Source organism: Rhodococcus sp. PD04, from assembly GCF_035918275.1.
Classification (GTDB): Bacteria; Actinomycetota; Actinomycetes; order Mycobacteriales; family Mycobacteriaceae; genus Rhodococcus; species Rhodococcus rhodochrous.
This window is the reverse complement of record NZ_CP142143.1, coordinates 3,734,710-3,754,753: the sequence shown is the minus strand read 5'-3', so window position 1 is coordinate 3,754,753 and position 20,044 is coordinate 3,734,710. Positions and strand designations below refer to the sequence as shown.

Genomic DNA, 20,044 nt, shown 5'->3' with positions numbered 1-20,044 from the left:
GACTCGTGTAGTTCGGCGAACGTGATTCGGCTGTCGGGGGCCTGATCGCGTCGATGCGCTGGAACGCGTGCCTGTTTCGGCGTGCGTTCATCAGCCGTACCATCCCCCGGCGCGAAGCGGGGAGTGGTATGACGACGAATGCGATGGACTTCGACTCGGCCCACTCGGACGAGGGATCCGTTCCAGGGATCCGCACGTCGGGCAGGCCTCGGAGATTGCGCCGCAGCGCACCGACCGCATCGTTGCCCCACCTGCTCGCCATTGCAGTCGAACGGAATCCGGACGGCATCGCCGTCGTCTCCGAAACCGGCACTCTCACATACCGTGAGCTCGATGCGGCATCGTCACGCCTTGCACGTCTTCTGATCTCGCGCGGAATCGGTCCCGAGGACCGCGTCGCGCCGTTCCTCACGCGGTCGCTCGAATCCGTCCTCGCGACGTGGGCGGTGGCGAAGACCGGTGCGGCGTTCGTGCCCGTCGACCCCACCTATCCCGCCGATCGCATCGCCTACATGCTGGACGATTCGGGTGTCGGGCTCGTCCTGACCACCGAGGAACACGCCGGCGCGTTGCCCGGGGAGGTACCCGCGCTCGTGCTCGACTCGACCGAGGTGCGCGCCGAATCGGCCGGGATGTCACCGGAGCCCGTCTTCTTCGACGAGCGACTCGGTGTCGTCCGCGCGGAGAACGCGGCGTACGTCATCTACACCTCCGGCTCGACCGGTCGACCCAAGGGTGTCGTGGTGACGCACTCGGGTCTCGCCGGCTTCTGCGCCGAACAGGTGGAGCGCTACGGGCTCTCGCCGCAGTCGCGCACATTGCATTTCGCCTCACCGAGTTTCGACGCGTCCGTATTGGAACTCCTGCTGGCGGTGGGTGCGTCGTCGACGATGGTCGTCGCTCCGTTGTCCGTCTTCGGCGGGGCGGAGTTCGCGGATCTCGTGCGGAAGCACGCGGTCACACACGCATTCGTCACACCCGCTGCACTTGCCTCTGTGGACCCGGCCGGTCTCGACGCACTGGGCACCGTGGTGGTGGGCGGCGAGGCGTGTCCGCCCGAACTCGTGACGCGATGGGCACCGGGCCGCCGCTTCCACAACGCGTACGGGCCCACCGAGACGACCGTCGTCTCCAACATCTCCGAACCCCTCACCCCCGGCGACCGGGTGACGATCGGACCACCGATCGGCAATGCCACGGAGGCCGTGCTCGATTCGCGACTCCACCCCGTCCCCGTCGGCGTCGCGGGCGAGCTCTACATCGCGGGCCCGGCGGTGGCCCGTGGATATCTCGGTCGTCCCGGGCTGACCGCAGCGAGGTTCGTCGCGGCACCGGGAGGTGCGCGGATGTACCGCACCGGTGACGTCGTGCGCGGGCCCGAGACGCCGTCGTCGGGCATCGTCTACGTGGGCCGTAACGACTTCCAGGTCAAGGTCCGCGGATTCCGCATCGAACTGGGAGAGATCGACGCCGCACTCGCATCGCACCCCGAGGTCGACTTCGCCCTCACCGTCGGACGCGAGACCCCTGCAGGGGAGACACAACTCGTCTCCTACGTGCACGGCACCGACGGCCCGCTCGATCCGGGCAGCCTCGTCGAACACGTCGCCGGCATGCTCCCGACGTACATGGTCCCCGCCGCCGTCGTGCCCCTCGACCGCATCCCGCTGACCCCCGCGGGAAAGGTCGACCGCGCGGCACTTCCCCAGGTGGAAGCGACCGTCACCGAATTCCGTGCTCCCGTCACCGCTTCCGAGAAGGCCGTCGCGGACGTCTTCGCCGACGTCCTCGGAGTGGACCGGGTCGGACTCGACGACGACTTCTTCGATCTCGGCGGCAACTCGCTCCTCGCGACGTCCGTCGCCGGCCGCATCCGGGCGCGACTCGGCGTCACCGTCCGTGCTGCCGTCCTGTTCGACGAGCCGACCGTCGCAGCGCTCGCCCGGCACCTCGACGCGGCCGGCTCCGACCGCGCGGTACCGCTCGTCGCCGGCCCGCGACCCGCACACCTGCCGCTGTCCTACGCACAGCAGCGCATGTGGTTCCTCAACCGCCTCGATCCCGAATCCGCCCTGTACAACATCCCTCTCGCGGTGCGTCTCACCGGTGACCTCGACGTCGACGCGATGCGCGCGGCGTTCACGGACCTCGTCGAGCGTCACGAGACCCTCCGGACCGTCTACCCCGAGATCGACGGTGTGGGTGAGCAGCGCATTCTCGAACCCGGAGCACACTCGGTCGACGTTCCGGTCGAGCAGGTGCCCGCCGGTGAACTGCCGGAGCATCTCGCGCGCGTCGCGGGTCGCGGATTCGACGTCACGGCCGAGATTCCGGTCCGCGCGCACCTGTTCGCGACCGCACCCGACGAGCACGTGCTCGTCCTCGTCCTGCACCACATCGCCGGCGACGGCACCTCGCTCGCGCCGCTCGTGCGCGACCTCGTCACCGCGTACACCGCGCGTATCGGCGGGCACGCGCCCGACTGGGCGCCGCTGCCGGTGCAGTACGCCGACTACACGCTGTGGCAGCGGGAGGTGCTCGGCACCGACGACGATCCCGAGTCGGTCGCGGGCCGTCAACTCGCGTACTGGACGGACGCGCTGGCCGGTGTCCCCGAGCATCTCGATCTCGCCACCGATCATGTGCGACCTGCGATCCACGGCGCGGGCGGCGGTGCCGTGCGCGTCGAACTCGAGGACGACGTCCACGAGGCGATCACCGGCCTCGCCCGCCGGGCGGGAACCACCCCGTTCATGGTCGTGCACGCCGCACTCGCCGCGCTTCTCGCGCGCCTGTCGAACACCCACGACGTCGTGATCGGCACCCCCGTCGCCGGTCGCTCCGCGCCCGAACTCGACGGTGTGGTGGGCATGTTCGTCAACATGCTCGCGTTGCGCACCGAGGTCGATCTCGGCGGCACCTTCGCCGATCTGCTCGAGCAGGCCCGCACGGTCGACATCGAGGCCTTCGACCACGCCGACATCCCGTTCGAGCGGCTCGTCGAGGTGCTCGACCCGGTTCGGTCGCCATCCCGGCACCCGCTCTTCCAGGTCGGGTTGTCGTACCACAACTTCACCATCGACGCGCTCGAGCTGCCGGGCCTGCGCGTGGAGGCACTCGACGCGTCGTCCTCGTCGGTCCGCTTCGACCTGCACGTGACGATCGTCGACAAGGGAATCGACGGCGGACCGGGTGGATTCGACATCGAGTTCGGTTACGCCACCGACCTGTTCGAGGAAGCCTCGATCCGGCGCATGGTCGACCGTTACCTGCGCATCCTGCGTTCCGTCGCCGAGGACGCCGACGTCGTGGTCGGCGACATCGACCTGCACGAGCCCGACCAGCTCGCCGCGATGCTCGAAGCCTGGGAGGCCGAGCAGATCGCTGTGGGCCCCGGCCGGACCCTCGCCGACCTCTTCGACGATCAGGCCCGCGCGACACCCACCGCGTGCGCGCTCGTCGACGCGAACGGCGAACTCACCTACGGAGACTTCGCCGGCCGGGTCCGCCGTCTCGCGCGGATGCTGATCGAGCACGGCGTCGGTCCCGAGACGGTCGTCGCGCTCCCGATCCGACGTTCGATCGACCTCGTCGTCGCGATGTACGCGGTCGTCGAGGCCGGCGGCGCGTATCTGCCGCTCGACCCGGACCACCCGCGCGAACGCATCGAGTACATCCTCGGATCCGCCGATCCCGCGTGCGTCCTCACCACGAGCCGCGACCGCCTCGACCTGCCCGGCGACCGGCCGACCATCGAGGTCGACACCGTCGATCTGGCCGCGTACAGCGGCAAGGAGATCCGCAACGCCGACCGTCTCGCCCCGCTGCGCGCGAGCAACGCCGCCTACGTGATCTACACGTCCGGGTCGACGGGACGGCCGAAGGGCGTCGTCGTGTCGCACGGGGCGATCGTCAACCAGCTCGTCTGGAAGCGGAAGGAATACCACCTCGGCGTGGGCGACGCCGTCCTGCTCAAGACCGCCGCGACCTTCGACCTGTCGGTGTGGGAGTTCTGGTCGTCGTTGACCTCCGGTGCGAAGCTCGTCGTCGCCGCGCCCGACGGCCACCGCGACCCGGCCTACCTCAACGATCTGATCCGCCGCGAGCACGTGACGACCCTGCACGTCGTGCCGTCGATGCTCGACGCGCTGCTCGACGACGCCGACGGGGAACTGCCCGAGTCGCTGCGGCGGGTGCTCGCCATCGGTGAGGTCCTTCCCGTCGACACGGCCGAACGCACCCTCGAGCGGTCGCACACCGATCTCGTCAACCTGTACGGGCCGACGGAGGCGGCGGTCTCGGTGACCGCGCACCGCGTCACCGAGACGGGGGAGAGCTCGGTTCCGATCGGCGGCCCGATCCCCAACACGCAGGTCTTCGTCCTCGACGAGCGGCTGCACCCGGTGCCCCCGGGAGTGGCCGGAGAGCTCTACCTCGCAGGAACCCAGCTCGCGCGCGGCTACTCCGGCCGACCGGAACTGACCGCCGAGCGGTTCGTCGCCAACCCCTTCGGCGACCCCGGCACACGCCTGTACCGCACCGGCGACCTCGTGCGCTGGCGGTTCGACGACGATCAGCTGTCGGGCACGCTCGAATACCTCGATCGGGCCGACTTCCAGGTGAAGGTGCGCGGCTTCCGCATCGAGCTCGGGGAGATCGAGTCCGCGTTGCGGGCACTGCCGCAGATCCGCGACGCGGTGGTGACGGTGCAGCACGGCGAGCGGATCGTCGCGTTCGTCGTTCCCACCGGCGGAGCCCCCGACATCACCGCGATCCGCGGCGCGTTGGCCCGCTCGTTGCCGTCCTACATGGTCCCGCAGGGCTTCGTGACCCTCGACGCGCTCCCGCTCAACGTCAACGGCAAGGTCGACCGCAAGGCACTCCCGGAGGCGGAGGTCGTCACGGCGCCCTACCGCGCACCGCGCACCGGCACGGAGGAGACGGTCGCGTCGGTCTACGCCGAAGTGCTCGGCAGTGACGACCCGGTCGGTCTCGACGACGACTTCTTCGGTATCGGCGGCAACTCGCTCAGCGCGGTCAAGGTGGCCGCGCGCCTGCGCGACCGGCTCGACGCCCACGTCGAACTGCCGTGGCTGTTCCTGCACCCGGGCGTGGAGGAGCTCGCCGCGTGCATCGACTCGCACAGCACGTCCGAGACGGGCACCCTCGGCGGTGCCGGTCTCGACGCGCTGCTGCCGCTGCGTTCCGGTGGGGACGGTGCACCGGTGTTCTGCATCCACCCCGTCACCGGCCTCGCGTGGGGCTTCGCCGGCCTCGTGCCGTACCTCGGCGACCGTCCCGTCTACGGCCTGCAGTCGCCCGCGCTCGGCGAGGCGGCCGACCTGCCCGGCGACATCGACGCCTGGGCGGACGAGTACGTCCGGCTCATCCGGCAGGCGCACCCGCACGGCCCCTACCATCTCGTCGGATGGTCCATGGGCGGCATCCTGGCCCACGCCGTCGCGGTCCGGCTGCGACGGGCGGGGGAGCAGGTCCCGACCCTTGCGATCCTCGACGCCTACCCGGAGACCGGGGCCGCTCGGGCCGAAGCCGTGCATACCGAAGCACAGCCCACTGCGGTCGCCGCCCCGACGGTCGCGAACGTGCTCGGTATCCCGGTCGAAGGCCCGGCCGCGGAGATCCCTCTCACCGATCTCACCGCCGAGAGTGCGCAGCAGGTGGTGCAGGCTCTGCCGGCTCCGTTCGACAGCCTGTCCCCGGAACGGATCACCCGGATCGTCGAGGGTGTCCGGCACTCGTACGCGGTTCTCGCAGCGCATCGTCCCGAGGTCTACGACGGTGACCTCACGGTCTTCGTCGCCGAGACCGATCGTCCGTCGTCCTCCACCGAGGCCTGGTATCCCTACGTGAACGGGCTGGTGACCACGCGTGAGGTGCCGGTCTCCCATTGGGACATGGCCACCAGGAAGGCGTGGGCGGTCATCGGACCCGCCATCGGTCGCCGTCTCGAAAGGCGCTGACCGGCCACAACTCGACATCCCCCACGGTGGGGCGACCCGGACCGGGTCGTCCCACCGCGGCGTGCGCGCCTTACGCCCGTAACATGGCTCCCCGGTCGCCGATGCTCTAATGGGCACATGACTGCCCGGTAACAACCGGGCGGTGGCGGCCGGAACGGGACGTACGAGGGATCGGTACCAGTGGTGAGTGAAGCCTTGCGTAAGGTCGGCGAGCAGCAGGGGGCCGAGGGGAACGGTGGAGCCTCGGGCGACTCCCGATCCGCGGCAGCCGAGCGACGACGGCCACGCAGACGTCCCGAGCGTCGCGGAGCCAGGGCCGCGCTGCTTCCTCAGCTGCTCGCCGCGGCCGTCGAACGCGACCCCTCCGCGACCGCAGTGGTCGAGGACGACCGTTCGCTCACCTACGCCGAGCTCGACGAAGCGTCGTCGCGACTCGCGCGGTATCTGATCGGCCTCGGTGTCGGTCCCGAGGACGTCGTCGCGCTGGCGATCGCCCGCTCGATCCAATCGGTACTCGCCACCTGGGCGGTGGCGAAGACCGGTGCCGCCTTCGTGCCCGTCGACCCGAACTATCCCGCCGACCGGGTCGAGCACATGACGGTCGACTCCGGCGCGGCGCTCGGCCTGACCCTCGCCGAGAACGAACCCGCACTGCCCTCCACGACCCGATGGATCGCACTCGACGCCCCCGCGATCGCGCAGCAGCTCGCGGCTCTTCCGTCCGAGCCCGTCTCGTTCGACGAACGGGTACGGACGTTGCGGGTCGAGAACACGGCCTACATCATCTACACCTCGGGGTCGACGGGACGGCCGAAGGGCGTCGTCGTGACCCATTCGGGTCTGGGGAACTTCTGCACCGAGCAGGTGGAGCGGTACGCCCTGACCTCCGACTCGCGCACGCTGCACTTCGCATCCCCGAGCTTCGACGCCTCCATCCTCGAACTGCTGCTGGCGATCGGCGCCTCGTCGACGATGGTGATCGCCCCGACCTCCGTGTACGGCGGCGAGGAGTTCGCCGAACTCGTCGTGCGGCAGGGAGTCACGCACGCCTTCGTCACCCCCGCCGCGCTGGCCTCGGTCGACCCGACGGGCCTGGACGTGCTCGACTGCATCGTCGTCGGTGGTGAGGCGTGCCCCCCGGACCTGGTGACGCGATGGGCGCCGGGCCGACGGTTCTTCAACGGCTACGGTCCGACCGAGACCACCATCATGACGAACATCTCGGACCCGCTGGTCCCGGGTGAGCAGATCACGATCGGTGCGCCCATCCGGAACACCACGGCGCACGTGCTGGACACGCGACTGCACGCCGTTCCGGCCGGAGTGACGGGCGAGCTCTACCTGGCGGGCCCGGGTGTGGCCCGCGGATACCACCGCCGGCCGGCACTGACCGCCGAACGGTTCGTCGCGGCGCCCGGTGGCACGCGCATGTACCGCTCCGGCGACCTCGTCCGCGGACCCCGTGACGCCGCAACACCCATCGTCTACATCGGCCGGAACGACTTCCAGGTCAAGGTCCGCGGTTTCCGTATCGAACTCGGCGAGATCGACGCCGTGCTGGCATCCGCGCCCGCAGTGGACTTCGCGGCGACGCTCGCGCGGACGGGCCCGTCCGGGCAGGCCCAGCTGGTCGCGTACGTGCACCCCGCGCCCGGCGCGACCGTCGATCCGCAGGAACTGTCGGCCCTCGCCGCCGAGCGCCTCCCGGCCCACATGGTGCCCTCGGCGATCGTGCCGATCGACGAGATCCCGCTCTCGCCCACAGGCAAGCTCGACCGCGACGCGCTTCCCGATCCGGGACCGATCGTCACCGAGTTCCGGGCCCCGGTGACCGGCACCGAGATCGCGATCGCCGCGGTGTTCGCCGACGTGCTGGGACTGGACTCCACGAGGGTCGGTCTCGACGACGATTTCTTCGATCTCGGCGGCAACTCGCTGGTCGCCACGCGGGTGGCGGCACGGCTGAGCGAGCGCCTCGGTGTGCGGGTGCCTGCCCGCCTGCTCTTCGAGGGTTCGACGGTCGCGCAGCTCGCGGACCTGGTCGAACCCCTCACCGGTGACGACCGGATCCCCCTCGTGGCCGGTCCGCGCCCCGAGACGATCCCCCTCTCGCTCGCGCAGCAACGCATGTGGTTCCTGAGCCGGTTCGACACCGCCTCGGCAGCGAACAACATCCCCGTCGCACTGCGTCTGCGCGGGACACTCGACACCGATGCGCTCGGTGCCGCGGTCGCCGACCTCGTCGAACGCCACGAGACGCTCCGCACCGTCTATCCCGACCACGACGGTGTCGGCAGCCAGCTGATCCTGCCCGCCTCGCAGGCGACACCGGTGTTGCGCGCCGAGGACGTCACGGAGGCCGAGGTGCACGGCCGTGTGGTGCGCGCGGTGACGACCGGCTTCGACGTCACCACCGAGGTCCCGTTGCGCCTCGAACTGCTGCGCATCTCGCGCGACGGTGCCGGGGCCGCGTCCGCAGAGGACGAACACGTCCTGATCATCGTCGTCCACCACATCGCCGCCGACGGCACCTCCATCGAGCCGTTCGTGCGCGATCTCGTCACCGCCTACCTCGCCCGCACGTCGGGCGCGGCGCCCGGCTGGGAACCGCTGGCCGTGCAGTACGCGGACTACACCCTGTGGCAGCGGGCCGTCCTCGGCGACGAGGACGACCCGGAATCGACGGTCTCGAAGGAGATCGCCTATTGGACTTCCGTTCTCGCCGATCTGCCGGATCGCCTCGAACTGCCCACCGACCGGCCCCGTCCGGTCGAGGCGTCGGGCCGCGGCGCCACCGTCGAGTTCGAGATCGACCCGGCCCTGCACGAGGCCGTCGTCGAACTCGGCCGCGCCGCAGGATGTTCGCCGTTCATGGTCGTCCACGCGGCCTTCGCCGTTCTGCTGTCCCGGATCTCGGGTGCGAGCGACATCGCGATCGGCACGCCGGTCGCGGGCCGTGGCGAGCAGGCGCTCGACGATCTGATCGGCATGTTCGTCAACACGCTCGTGCTGCGGACCGCCATCACTCCCGAGCGGACGTTCGCCGACGTCCTGCGCGAGGTCCGCGCCTCGGACATCGACGCGTTCGCCCACGCCGACCTGCCTTTCGAGCGGTTGGTGGAGGTTCTCGACCCTGTTCGTTCTGCCGGCCATCACCCGCTGTTCCAGGTGGCCCTGTTCTTCCAGAACATGGAGCGACCCGAACTCGCCCTGCCCGGCCTGGACGTCGAGCCGGTGGATCTGGGCGGCAGCATCGCCAAGTTCGATCTGCAGCTCACCGTCGGTCCGCGGGAGGTCGAGGGACGTCCCGCCGGGATGGGCGCCCAGTTCACCTACGCCAAAGACCTTTTCGACGAGACAACGGTGCGGTCGCTCGCCACCCGGCTCGTGACCGTCCTCGAAGCGCTCACCGGCGATGTCGACACGGTCGTCGGTGACGTCGACCTGCTGGCCGCGCCGGAGCGACACGCGCTCACCGTCGAGGTGAACGCCACCGAGCGCCCGATCGCTGCGCAGACCCTGCTCTCGCGCTACCGCACGCAGGTCGCCTCGACCCCGGACGCCACCGCGGTCGTCTTCGGCGACGACGCCCTCACCTATGCAGAGTTCGACGCGCGGGTCAACCGCCTCGCCCGTCACCTGATCTCGGTCGGGGTCGGGCCCGAATCGCTCGTCGCGCTCGGTATCCGGCGCTCGATCGATCTGGTCGTCGCCATGTACGCGGTCGTCACGGCAGGTGGGGCCTACGTGCCGCTCGACCCCGATCACCCGGCCGACCGGATCGGCCACATCCTCGACACCGCACGACCGGTGTGCGTGCTCAGCACCACCGCCGACGCGGAGGATCTCCCGACCGGTGTGGATACGATCCTCGTCGACGACCCGGCCCTGCCCGAACATCCGACCGAGCCCGTGCGCGAGGACGAACTGCGGGGCACCGTCCACGCCGCCTCGCCGGCCTACGTCATCTTCACGTCCGGATCCACCGGACGCCCGAAGGGTGTGTCCGTTCCGCACGAGGCGATCGTCAACCAGCTCGAGTGGATGGCGGCGGAGTACGCCATCTCAGCCGATGACGTGTACCTGCAGAAGACCGCCACGACCTTCGACGTGTCGCTGTGGGGCTACTTCCTGCCGCTGCGGACCGGGGGAACGCTCGTCGTCGCGACCCACGACGGTCACCGCGACCCGGCCTACGTGGCCGACGCGATCGTCCGGTACGGCGTCACGCTCACCGACTTCGTCCCGTCCATGCTCACCGTCTTCGCGGCCCACGCCCCGGCGGGCAGCTGTGCGGGCCTGCGTCACGTCTTCGTCATCGGCGAGGCGCTGCCGCCGGAGACCGTGACGGCCTTCCGGCGTCTCGGTGACGCGGCGGTCCACAACCTCTACGGCCCCACCGAGGCCGCGGTCTCGGCGACCTACTGGCCCGCCGAGGGCGGCGACCATTCCGTGCCCATCGGCGTTCCCGAAGCGAACGTGCAGGTGTACGTGCTCGATTCGCGTCTGCGTCCCACCCCGGTGGGAACGCCGGGCGAGCTGTATCTCGCCGGTGTGCAGCTCGCGCGCGGTTACGAGAAGCGCCCCGACCTGACATCCGACCGGTTCGTCGCGAGCCCCCTCGGGGCGAGGGGGAGCCGGATGTACCGCACCGGCGACCTCGTGCGGTGGCGCCGCACCGCCGACGGTGCCCTCGTCCTGGACTATCTCGGCCGCACCGACTTCCAGGTCAAGTTCCGCGGTCAGCGCATCGAACTCGGAGAGATCGAGACCGCGCTTCTCGGCCTCGCCGAGGTGAGCCAGGCCGTTGCGCTCGTCGTGCCGACACCCACCGGCGAGCAACTGGTCGCCTACGTCGTGCCGGCGCCCGGGCACACCGTCGACAAGGCGGTCCTGCTCGACGCCGTGCGCAGCGTCCTGCCGTCGTACATGGTGCCGTCGGCCGTCGTAGTGCTCGACGCGTTCCCGCTCAACACGAGCGGCAAGCTCGACCGCAAGGCCCTGCCGGAACCCGTCTTCGAGGTCCGCGAATTCCGCGCTCCCCGCACCCCGATCGAGGAGATCGTCGCGAACGTCTACGCCGACGTCCTCGGTGTCGACCGGGTCGGACGCGACGACCACTTCTTCGACCTCGGCGGCAACTCGCTGGTCGCCACGCAGGTCGCCGCGCGACTCGGGGCCGCACTCGGCACACGCGTTGCGGTGCGGTCGCTCTTCGAGCATCCCGTCGTCGAGTCCCTCGCCGCCCACATCGAGTCGTCGACGGCCGGTGCCGCGGCCGTCCCGCTCACGGCACGCACCCGGCCCGAGCACGTGCCGCTCTCGCTGGCACAGCAGCGGATGTGGTTCCTCAACCGGTTCGAACCGGACTCGGCGGTGAACAACCTGCCGCTCGTGATCCGGTTGCGCGGCTCGCTGGATCTCGACGCCCTGCGCGGCGCGGTCGGCGACGTGGTGCTGCGGCACGAGTCCCTGCGGACCGTCTACCCGGAGACCGACGGCATCGCCCACCAGGTGATCCTCCCGGCGGCGTCCGTCGTTCCCGGCATCGAGCCGTCCGAGGTCGATCCAGCCGACATCCTGAACGAGGTCGCGGCGATCCTCGACGCCGGTTTCGACGTCACGGCGGAGGTCCCGCTGCGGATCCGGCTGCTGCGTGTCGCCGACGACGACCACGTGCTCGTCGTGGTGCTCCACCACATCAGCGGCGACGGCTTCTCGATGGGCCCGCTCGCGCGCGACGTCATGGTGGCTTACAGTGCCAGAACCGAAGGGCTGCAGCCGAACTGGTCGCCGCTTCCGGTCCAGTACGCCGACTACACCCTGTGGCAGCGGGAGGTGCTCGGCTCCGAGGACGACCCGGAGTCGCCCATCGCCCGCCAGCTCGCCTACTGGCGCCACGCCCTGAAGGGCATCCCGGAACAGATCGCCCTACCCGCCGACCGTCCGCGGCCGGCGGTCGCCTCGGGCCGGGGCGCGAACACCGCCGTGGAGATCGACGCGCGGACGCACGCAGCGCTCGACCGTCTCGCGCGGGAGCGAGGCGCGTCGCTGTTCATGGTCTTCCACAGTGCCCTGGCGGCCGTTCTCGCACGGCTGTCGGGCACCGAGGACATCGTCATCGGCGCTCCCATCGCCGGACGCGGTGAGCAGCTGCTCGACGACATGATCGGCATGTTCGTCAACACGCTCGTGTTGCGCAGCGAGGTGCGCCCCTCCGACACCTTCGCCGATCTCCTCGAACGGGTACGCGAGAGCGACCTCGGCGCGTTCGGACACGCCGATCTGCCGTTCGAACGGCTCGTGGAGGTCCTCGACCCCGAACGGTCGCAGGCACGCCACCCGTTGTTCCAGGTCGCCCTGACCTTCCAGAATCTCGGGCAGTCGCGATTCGAACTGCCGGGCCTGGCCGTCGAAGGATTCGACGTTCCGATCGCCCACGCCAAGTTCGACCTGCAGGTCACCGTCGTCGAGCGGTTCGACGCGGACGGTGCTCCCGGCGGCCTCGACGTCGTGCTGACCTACGCCGTCGACCTGTTCGACGAAGCGACGATGCGCCGCTTCGGCGACCGTCTCGGCCGGATGCTCGCGGCGGCGGCGGAGCCCGGGGCCGTGATCGGCGACGTCCCGCTGCTCGACCCGGCCGAACGCACCGAGATGCTCGAGGCGTGGAACGAGCCCGGCACCCGCGTCCCCGACGTCACGCTCGTGGATCGCTTCCGCGAAGCCGCCGAGGCGCACCCGGATTCGGTCGCCGTGATCTTCGGCGACCGGCAGCTCACCTACGCCGAACTGTCCGCGCGGGTCAACCGCCTCGCGCGCGAACTCGTCGACCGCGGTGTCCGTCCCGACACCCTCGTCGGCGTCGCGCTGCCGCGCACGGAGGAACTCGTCGTCGCGCTGCTCGCGGTGCAGCAGGCCGGCGGTGGCTATCTGCCGATCGACCTCACCTACCCGGCCGAGCGTCTGTCCTTCATGCTCGAGGACGCGGCGCCGGTGTGTGTGCTCGTGGCGGGGGAGCCGGATGCGCTGCCCGCCACCGACGTCCCGGTGATCGATCTCGATCGGCTCGACCTGTCGACACGGTCGGCCGATCCGCTCTCCGACGACGAGCACGCGGCACCGCTGCGCAGCGACAACCTCGCCTACGTCATCTACACCTCCGGCTCCACGGGCCGGCCCAAGGGTGTGCAGATCCCGCACCGCACAGTGCTCGAACTGTTCGAGAACACCGCGCCCGCATTCGGATTCGACGCCGACGACGTGTGGACCCTGTTCCACTCGTACGCCTTCGACTTCTCCGTGTGGGAACTGTGGGGCCCGCTGCTCCACGGCGGTCGCCTCGTGGTCGTCGACTACCACACCTCCCGCTCCCCGGAGGACTTCCACGCCCTCCTGCGGCGGGAGAAGGTCACGGTGCTCAACCAGACCCCGTCGGCCTTCTACCAGCTCGCCGAGGCGGATGCCGTCGTGGCCGAGCAGGATCCGGATGCGCAGCCGCTGTCCCTGCGGTACGTCGTGTTCGGTGGCGAGGCGCTCGATCTGCGTCGTCTGGCCGGCTGGTATCAGCGGCACGGGGACGCAGGGGGAGTGCAGCGACGGGAGATCCGCACAGCGCCGCGCCTGGTCAACATGTACGGCATCACCGAGACCACCGTGCACGTCTCGCATCTCGAGTTGTCCGCCGCCGACGTCGACAACCCGGCGAGCACCGTCGGCCGCGCGATCCCCGGCCTCGGCATCTACGTTCTCGACGCCCGTCTGCAGCCCGTCCCGGTGGGCGTGCCCGGCGAGATCTACGTCCGTGGTGGCCAGCTCGCACGCGGCTATCTCGGTCGTGCCGAGCTGACCTCCGGGCGGTTCGTCGCCGATCCCTACGGTGCGCCGGGCACGCGCATGTACCGCACCGGTGACGTCGCCCGATGGAACGTGCACGGGCAACTCGAATACGCCGGTCGCAGCGACCTGCAGGTGCAGCTGCGCGGCTTCCGCATCGAGCTCGGCGAGATCGAAGCGGCACTGACCGGTGTGGAGGGCGTCGCGCACGCCGTCGCGTCCGTGTGGTCGGACGAGCACACCGGGGAGAAGCTCGTCGGTTACGTCGTGCCGCGGTCCGGGCACACCGTCGCCCCGTCCGAGGTGCTCGAACGGGTCGGCGAATTCCTCACCGGCTACATGGTTCCCGACGCGGTACTCGTGCTCGACGAGTTGCCGTTGACCCCGAACGGCAAGCTCGACCGCAGGTCGCTCCCCGCACCGGTGTTCACCAGCGACCGCGAGTTCAGGGCGCCGCGGACACCCACCGAGGAGACCATCGCCGAGGTCTTCGCCGACGTGCTCGGTCTCGAGCGGGTCGGGATCGACGATTCGTTCTTCGCCCTCGGCGGCGACAGCATCGTGTCGATCCAGCTGGTGTCCCGGGCGAAGGCGCGGGGCGTCGTGTTCACTCCGCGCGAGGTGTTCGAGCAGCGCACGGTTGCCGGGCTCGCCGAGGTGGCGCGCGCCGGAACGGGATCCGAACCGGTGCTGCGCGAACTCGACGGCGCCGGCGTCGGCGAGATCCCGCTCACCCCGATCGTGCGGTACATGGTCGAGCGCGGCGGCGGTTTCGATCGCTACACACAGACCATCGCGCTCGAACTGCCCGCCGGCATCGGACGCAGCGACGTCGTGACGACGATCGGCGCCGTGGTGGACCGGCACGACATGTTCCGGGCATCCTTGCAGGACAACGGTTCCGGTGAACGGGTGCTGTCGACCTCCGCGCCGGGAAGTGTCGACGTCGACGCGCTCGTGACGCGCGTGGAGGTTCCCGCGGATGCCGACGACGAGCAGTGGGTCGAGATCGCCGCGCGCGAACTCGACGCTGCCGAGGAGCGTCTCGCTCCGTCGCAGGGCATCGTCACACAGTTCGTCTGGCTCGACCCCGCTGCCGGGGCGACACGGACCGGACGACTGATCGTGGTGGCGCACCACCTCGTCGTCGACGGGGTGTCGTGGCGGATCCTGGTGCCCGACTTCGTCACCGCGTGGGCCCAGATCAGCCACGGCCAGCAGCCCGCGCTCCAGCCCGTCGGCACGTCGTTCCGCACCTGGGCCCACGCCCTCGTCGACGGCGCCGCGGAACGCGTGACGGAGCTGCCGCTGTGGACGTCGGTCCTCGACGGACCCGACCCGCTGCTCGGCGACCGCCCGTTCGACCCGGCGGTCGACCTGGCGTCGACGGTCGTGAAGGTGCCCGTCCGGGTCGACGCGGCGACCACCGAGACGCTGCTGACCACCCTGCCCGAGCTCTACCACGGTTCGGTCAACGACGTGCTGCTCACAGGTCTCGCACTGGCCCTGGCCGAGTGGCGGCGGGCGCGGGGCACGGACGTGCGATCGGCGCTGATCCGCCTCGAGGGCCACGGCCGCGAGGAGGATGTCGTCCCGGGCTCGGACCTCTCGCGCACCGTCGGCTGGTTCACGACGATGTTCCCCGTGCGGCTCGACCTGACCGACGTCGACCTCGATGACGCCGTTGCCGGTGGTGCGAGCGCGGGTGCGGCGCTGAAGGCGGTCAAGGAGGATCTCCGCCGCATTCCCGACAAGGGCATCGGCTACGGCCTGCTGCGGTACTGCAACCCCGAGACCTCCACTCGTCTCGCCGCGACACCCGCCGGTCAGATCAGCTTCAACTATCTCGGCCGGCTCGACGCCGGTGAGGTCTCGACCGACCGGATGCCGGAACTCGGATGGCTGCCCGCCGGCGATCTCGGGGACCTGTCCGGAACCGACGACCCCGACGCCCCGGCCCTCGCCGCCGTCGACATCAACGCTGTCGTCCTCGGAGGTGAGCTCGGAGCGAACTTCGGCTACGCGTCCGGTCTGCTCGACCGCGCCGACGTCGAGGACCTCGCGCAGCGCTGGGTGCGCGCACTCGAAGCCCTCGCCGCGCACGCCACGCGTCCGGAGGCCGGGGGACGGACCCCGTCCGACCTGTCGCTGGTCGACGTCACCCAACGCGACATCGATCTGTGGGAGTCGCGGTACCCCGGCGCGGCGGACGCCTGGCCGCTCGCTCCGCTCCAGGCCGGCCTGCTCTACCACGCACTTCTGGCGGAGGGGCACTCCGATGCCTACAGCACACAGGTGCTCGTGCACCTCGCCGGAGTGGTCGACGCGCAGCGGCTGCGCGCGGCGGCGGATGCGCTGCTGGGGCGCTACCCGAACCTCCGTACGGCATTCGTCGCGAGCGAATCGGGCATCCCCGTCCAGGTCGTCGTCGACGAGGTCATCCTGCCGTGGCGCGAGGTCGACATCCGGGGCGAGGATCCCGCAGTACTCGCCGACGTGCTGCGAGCGGAACAGGCCGTCGCATTCGACATGGCCGAGCCCCCGCTGATCCGTTTCGTGCTCGTCCGCACCGGCGACGACAGTTGGACACTCGCGGTCACGAGTCACCACATCCTGCTCGACGGCTGGTCGATGCCGCTGTTGATGAAGGATCTGCTGGTTCTCTACGCGACCCGCGGCGACGCCGGTGTCCTCGGCCGGGCACCGTCCTACCGCGCGTATCTCGAATGGCTCGCGCGCCGCGACCACGAAGCCTCCGTCGAGGCGTGGATGCACTCGCTCGACGGGATCGAGGAGCCCACCCTGCTGGCCGGGGGCAACACCGACGGCACGGGCGGCACCCCGGAGGAGCACCGGATCGACCTCGGTCGTGAACGGTCCGACCTCCTCTCGGACACGGCCACGCGACTCGGCGTCACGGTCAACACCGTGCTGCAGGGTGCCTGGGCCGTCCTCCTGGCCCGCACGACCGACCGCGACGACGTCGTGTTCGGCACCACCGTGTCGGGTCGGCCCGCGGACCTTCCCGGCGTCGAGGCGATGGTGGGACTGTTCATCAACACCCTCCCGGTGCGGGTGCGCCTCGGCGCCGGCGAGACCGGGCACGATCTGCTCCGCCGCATCCAGGGCGAACAGGCCGAACTGCTCGATCACCATCACGTCGGGCTCGCCGAGATCCAGCAGCGTGCCGGTACGGGAGCGCTGTTCGACACGCTGCTCGTGTACGAGTCCTATCCGGTCGACCGCAGCGGAATCGAGGCCGCGGGATCGATCGACGGACTCGTCGTCGCCGGCGTCAACGCCCGGGACGCGACGCACTATCCGCTCACGGCCGTCGTCACCTCCGAGGAGGCGTTGACGCTCGCGTTCAAGTACCGCAGCGACATCCTGGACGCGGAGGACGTGGTGACGCTGGCCACCAGGTACGTCCGCATCCTCGACGCGCTCGTCGCCGATCCCGACTCGTCGGTGGACTCGCTGCCGTATCTCGATGCGGCCGAGATCGAGGACCTCGCCGACCGTTGGGGCGGACCCGCGCTGCCCGCGGTGCCGCTCGGTGATCTGCTCGCGCAGACCGCCGCCCGCAACCCCGACGGCGTCGCGGTCGTCCACGCCGGACGCTCGCTGACCTACGCCGAACTCGACGCCCGGTCGTCGCGACTGGCACGGCTGCTCGTCGGCCGGGGTATCGGGACGGAGGACGTGGTCGCGCTCGGACTGACGCGGTCGTTCGACTCGATCACCGCAGTGTGGGCGGTCGCCCGCGCCGGAGCCGCCTACGTGCCGGTCGATCCGAACTATCCGGCCGACCGCGTCGCCCACATGCTCTCCGACTCGGAGGCCGTCCTCGGCCTCACCGTCTCGGCCGAGCGGGACCGGCTGCCCGGCGACGTGCAGTGGATCGACCTGACCGATCCCGCGACGCTCACGGAGCTGGAGGCCCTGTCCGGCGAACCGTTCGCCGCGCACGAGAGGGTCCGTCCGGTCCGAGCGGACAACACCGCCTACGTCATCTACACCTCGGGGTCCACGGGCCTTCCGAAGGGCGTCGTGGTGTCGAACTCCGGACTGGCGAATTTCACTGCGGCGCAACGCGAACACTACGGACTGGACGCCGACACCCGGGCGCTGCACTTCGCGTCGCCGAGCTTCGACGCCTCCATGCTCGAACTGCTCCTCGCCGTGGGTGGGGGCGGCACGCTCGTCGTCGCGTCCCCGGGTATCTACGGAGGCACCGAACTCGCGGAGCTGATCCGCTCCGAACGCGTGTCGCACGCGTTCATCACCTCGGCAGCGGTCGCCACTCTCGATCCGGAGGGCCTCGACGGGCTCCGGGTACTCGCCGCCGGCGGCGAGGCCGTGCCACCGGAACTGGTTGCGCGCTGGGCGCCCGGACGGGCGTTCCACAACGTCTACGGTCCGACGGAGACCACGATCGTGACCACGATCAGCGAACCGTTGGCGCCGGGGGACCCGATCACGATCGGGGGACCGATCCGGGGCGTCCGCGCGCTCGTGCTCGACAGGCGACTGCGTCCGGTGCCGGTCGGTGTGCCCGGCGAGCTGTACATGTCGGGAGTGCAGATCGCACGCGGATACCACCGCAGGCCCGGTCTCACGGCGGAGCGCTTCGTCGCCGATCCGTTCGGATCCGGTGGACGCCTCTACCGCACCGGAGACGTGGTCCGCTGGACCGACGACGGGAAGATCGCCTATGTGGGACGGTCGGACTTCCAGGTGAAGGTGCGCGGCTTCCGCATCGAGCTCGACGAGATCGACGCCGTGCTGCGGCGCGAGCCGAGCGTGGACTTCGCCGTCACCGTCGCCCGCCGGTACGACACCGGCAGTGTCCGGCTCGTCTCGTACGTGACCGCGACGGCCGGCCACGTCGTCGACACGGACGACCTGCTCCGTGCGGCTTCCCAAGCGTTGCCGCAGCACATGGTTCCCGACGACATCGTCGTGCTCGACGCCGTGCCGCTGACACACGTCGGGAAGCTCGACCGCGCGGCGCTGCCGGAACCGGAGGCACGGACCCGCCCGTACCGGGCTCCGCGCACCCACCTCGAGGAGGTTGTCGCGCGGGTGTACGCCGACGCCCTCGACGCCGAGCAGGTCGGTCTCGACGACGACTTCTTCGACCTCGGCGGCAACTCCCTCGTGGCCACCCAGGTGGTCGCGAGGCTGCGCGACGAGACCGGACTGCAGGTCCGCGTCCCGTGGCTGCTGGAGACACCGGCGGTCGAGGCACTCGCGGCGCGGCTCGCCGCGGTCGTGGACGGAACGGACGTCGATTCCGCGGGGACCGGGAAGGCGGCGTCGGACGTGCTCGTCACGCTGCGGCCGGGCGATGCGTCGACACCGGTGTTCTGCTTCCACCCGATGTTCGGACTGGCATGGCCGTATGCGCCGCTGGCCGCGAGACTCTCGACGCGCAGCGCGGTGTACGGCGTGCAGACCCCGGCCCTGAGCGAACCCGGCTTCGTCGCATCCTCGCTCGCCGACCTCGCGCGGAGGTACACGGACGAGATCGTCGCGGCCGCACCCGGCGGCCGGTACCGCCTCATCGGGTGGTCGCTCGGCGGTGTGCTCGCGCACGCCGTCGCGGTCGAATTGCAGGCACGTGGGCTGCAGGTCGAGGGTCTTGCCCTCATCGACAGCATCCCGCGGATCGACACCGACCGGTTCGCGACCGAACTCGCGGAGAACCTGCGTGCGTTCGGCGTCTCCGTGGACACCGCCGCACTCGACGGCGGGCTTCCGCACGAGGCTGCGGAAGCGCTGGTCCGGGCCGTGCCGGACGGGTTGATCGACCTCGACGTGGAGCGGGTGCAAGGCTTGTTCTCCGCGGCGGTGACCTCGCCCGAGTTGATCAACGGTCACGACCCCGAGGTGTTCGCCGGAGACATGGAATTCTTCAGCGCGACGGAGGAGCACCCTACGGAGGCGGACGCCGCGGATCTGTGGCGACCGTTCGTGTCGGGCCGTATCCGGACCCGGTTCGTGCCGGGGACACACGGCGAGATGATGGAGCCTTCCGCCATCGAGATCATCGCGCCGGCGCTCGACGCCGCCGCCACACGCGTGGTCGCCGAAAGTGGAGGAGACCGTCGGTCGCGGTAATGTGCACGAACGATTCGTCGATACACGTTGTGCTGCGCCGGACGGCGCGCCTCGGCCCCGCCCGAGGTCTGTAGCCCACGCCCGGAAGCGGGTCTGAGGAGGTT

General features: G+C 70.4%; 2 protein-coding genes. Both read left to right on the top strand.

What is annotated here, in order from left to right:
• Window positions 1-128 precede the first annotated feature (128 nt).
• Entirely contained in the window at window positions 129-5,981 is a 5,853-nt protein-coding gene (locus U9J23_RS17340) for an amino acid adenylation domain-containing protein (protein ID WP_272267111.1), read from the top strand.
• 183 nt (window positions 5,982-6,164) lie between these two features.
• A complete protein-coding gene (locus U9J23_RS17335) occupies window positions 6,165-19,940 on the top strand; it encodes a non-ribosomal peptide synthetase (RefSeq protein ID WP_272267112.1) in 13,776 nt (4,591 codons plus the stop codon).
• Window positions 19,941-20,044: the final 104 nt, after the last annotated feature.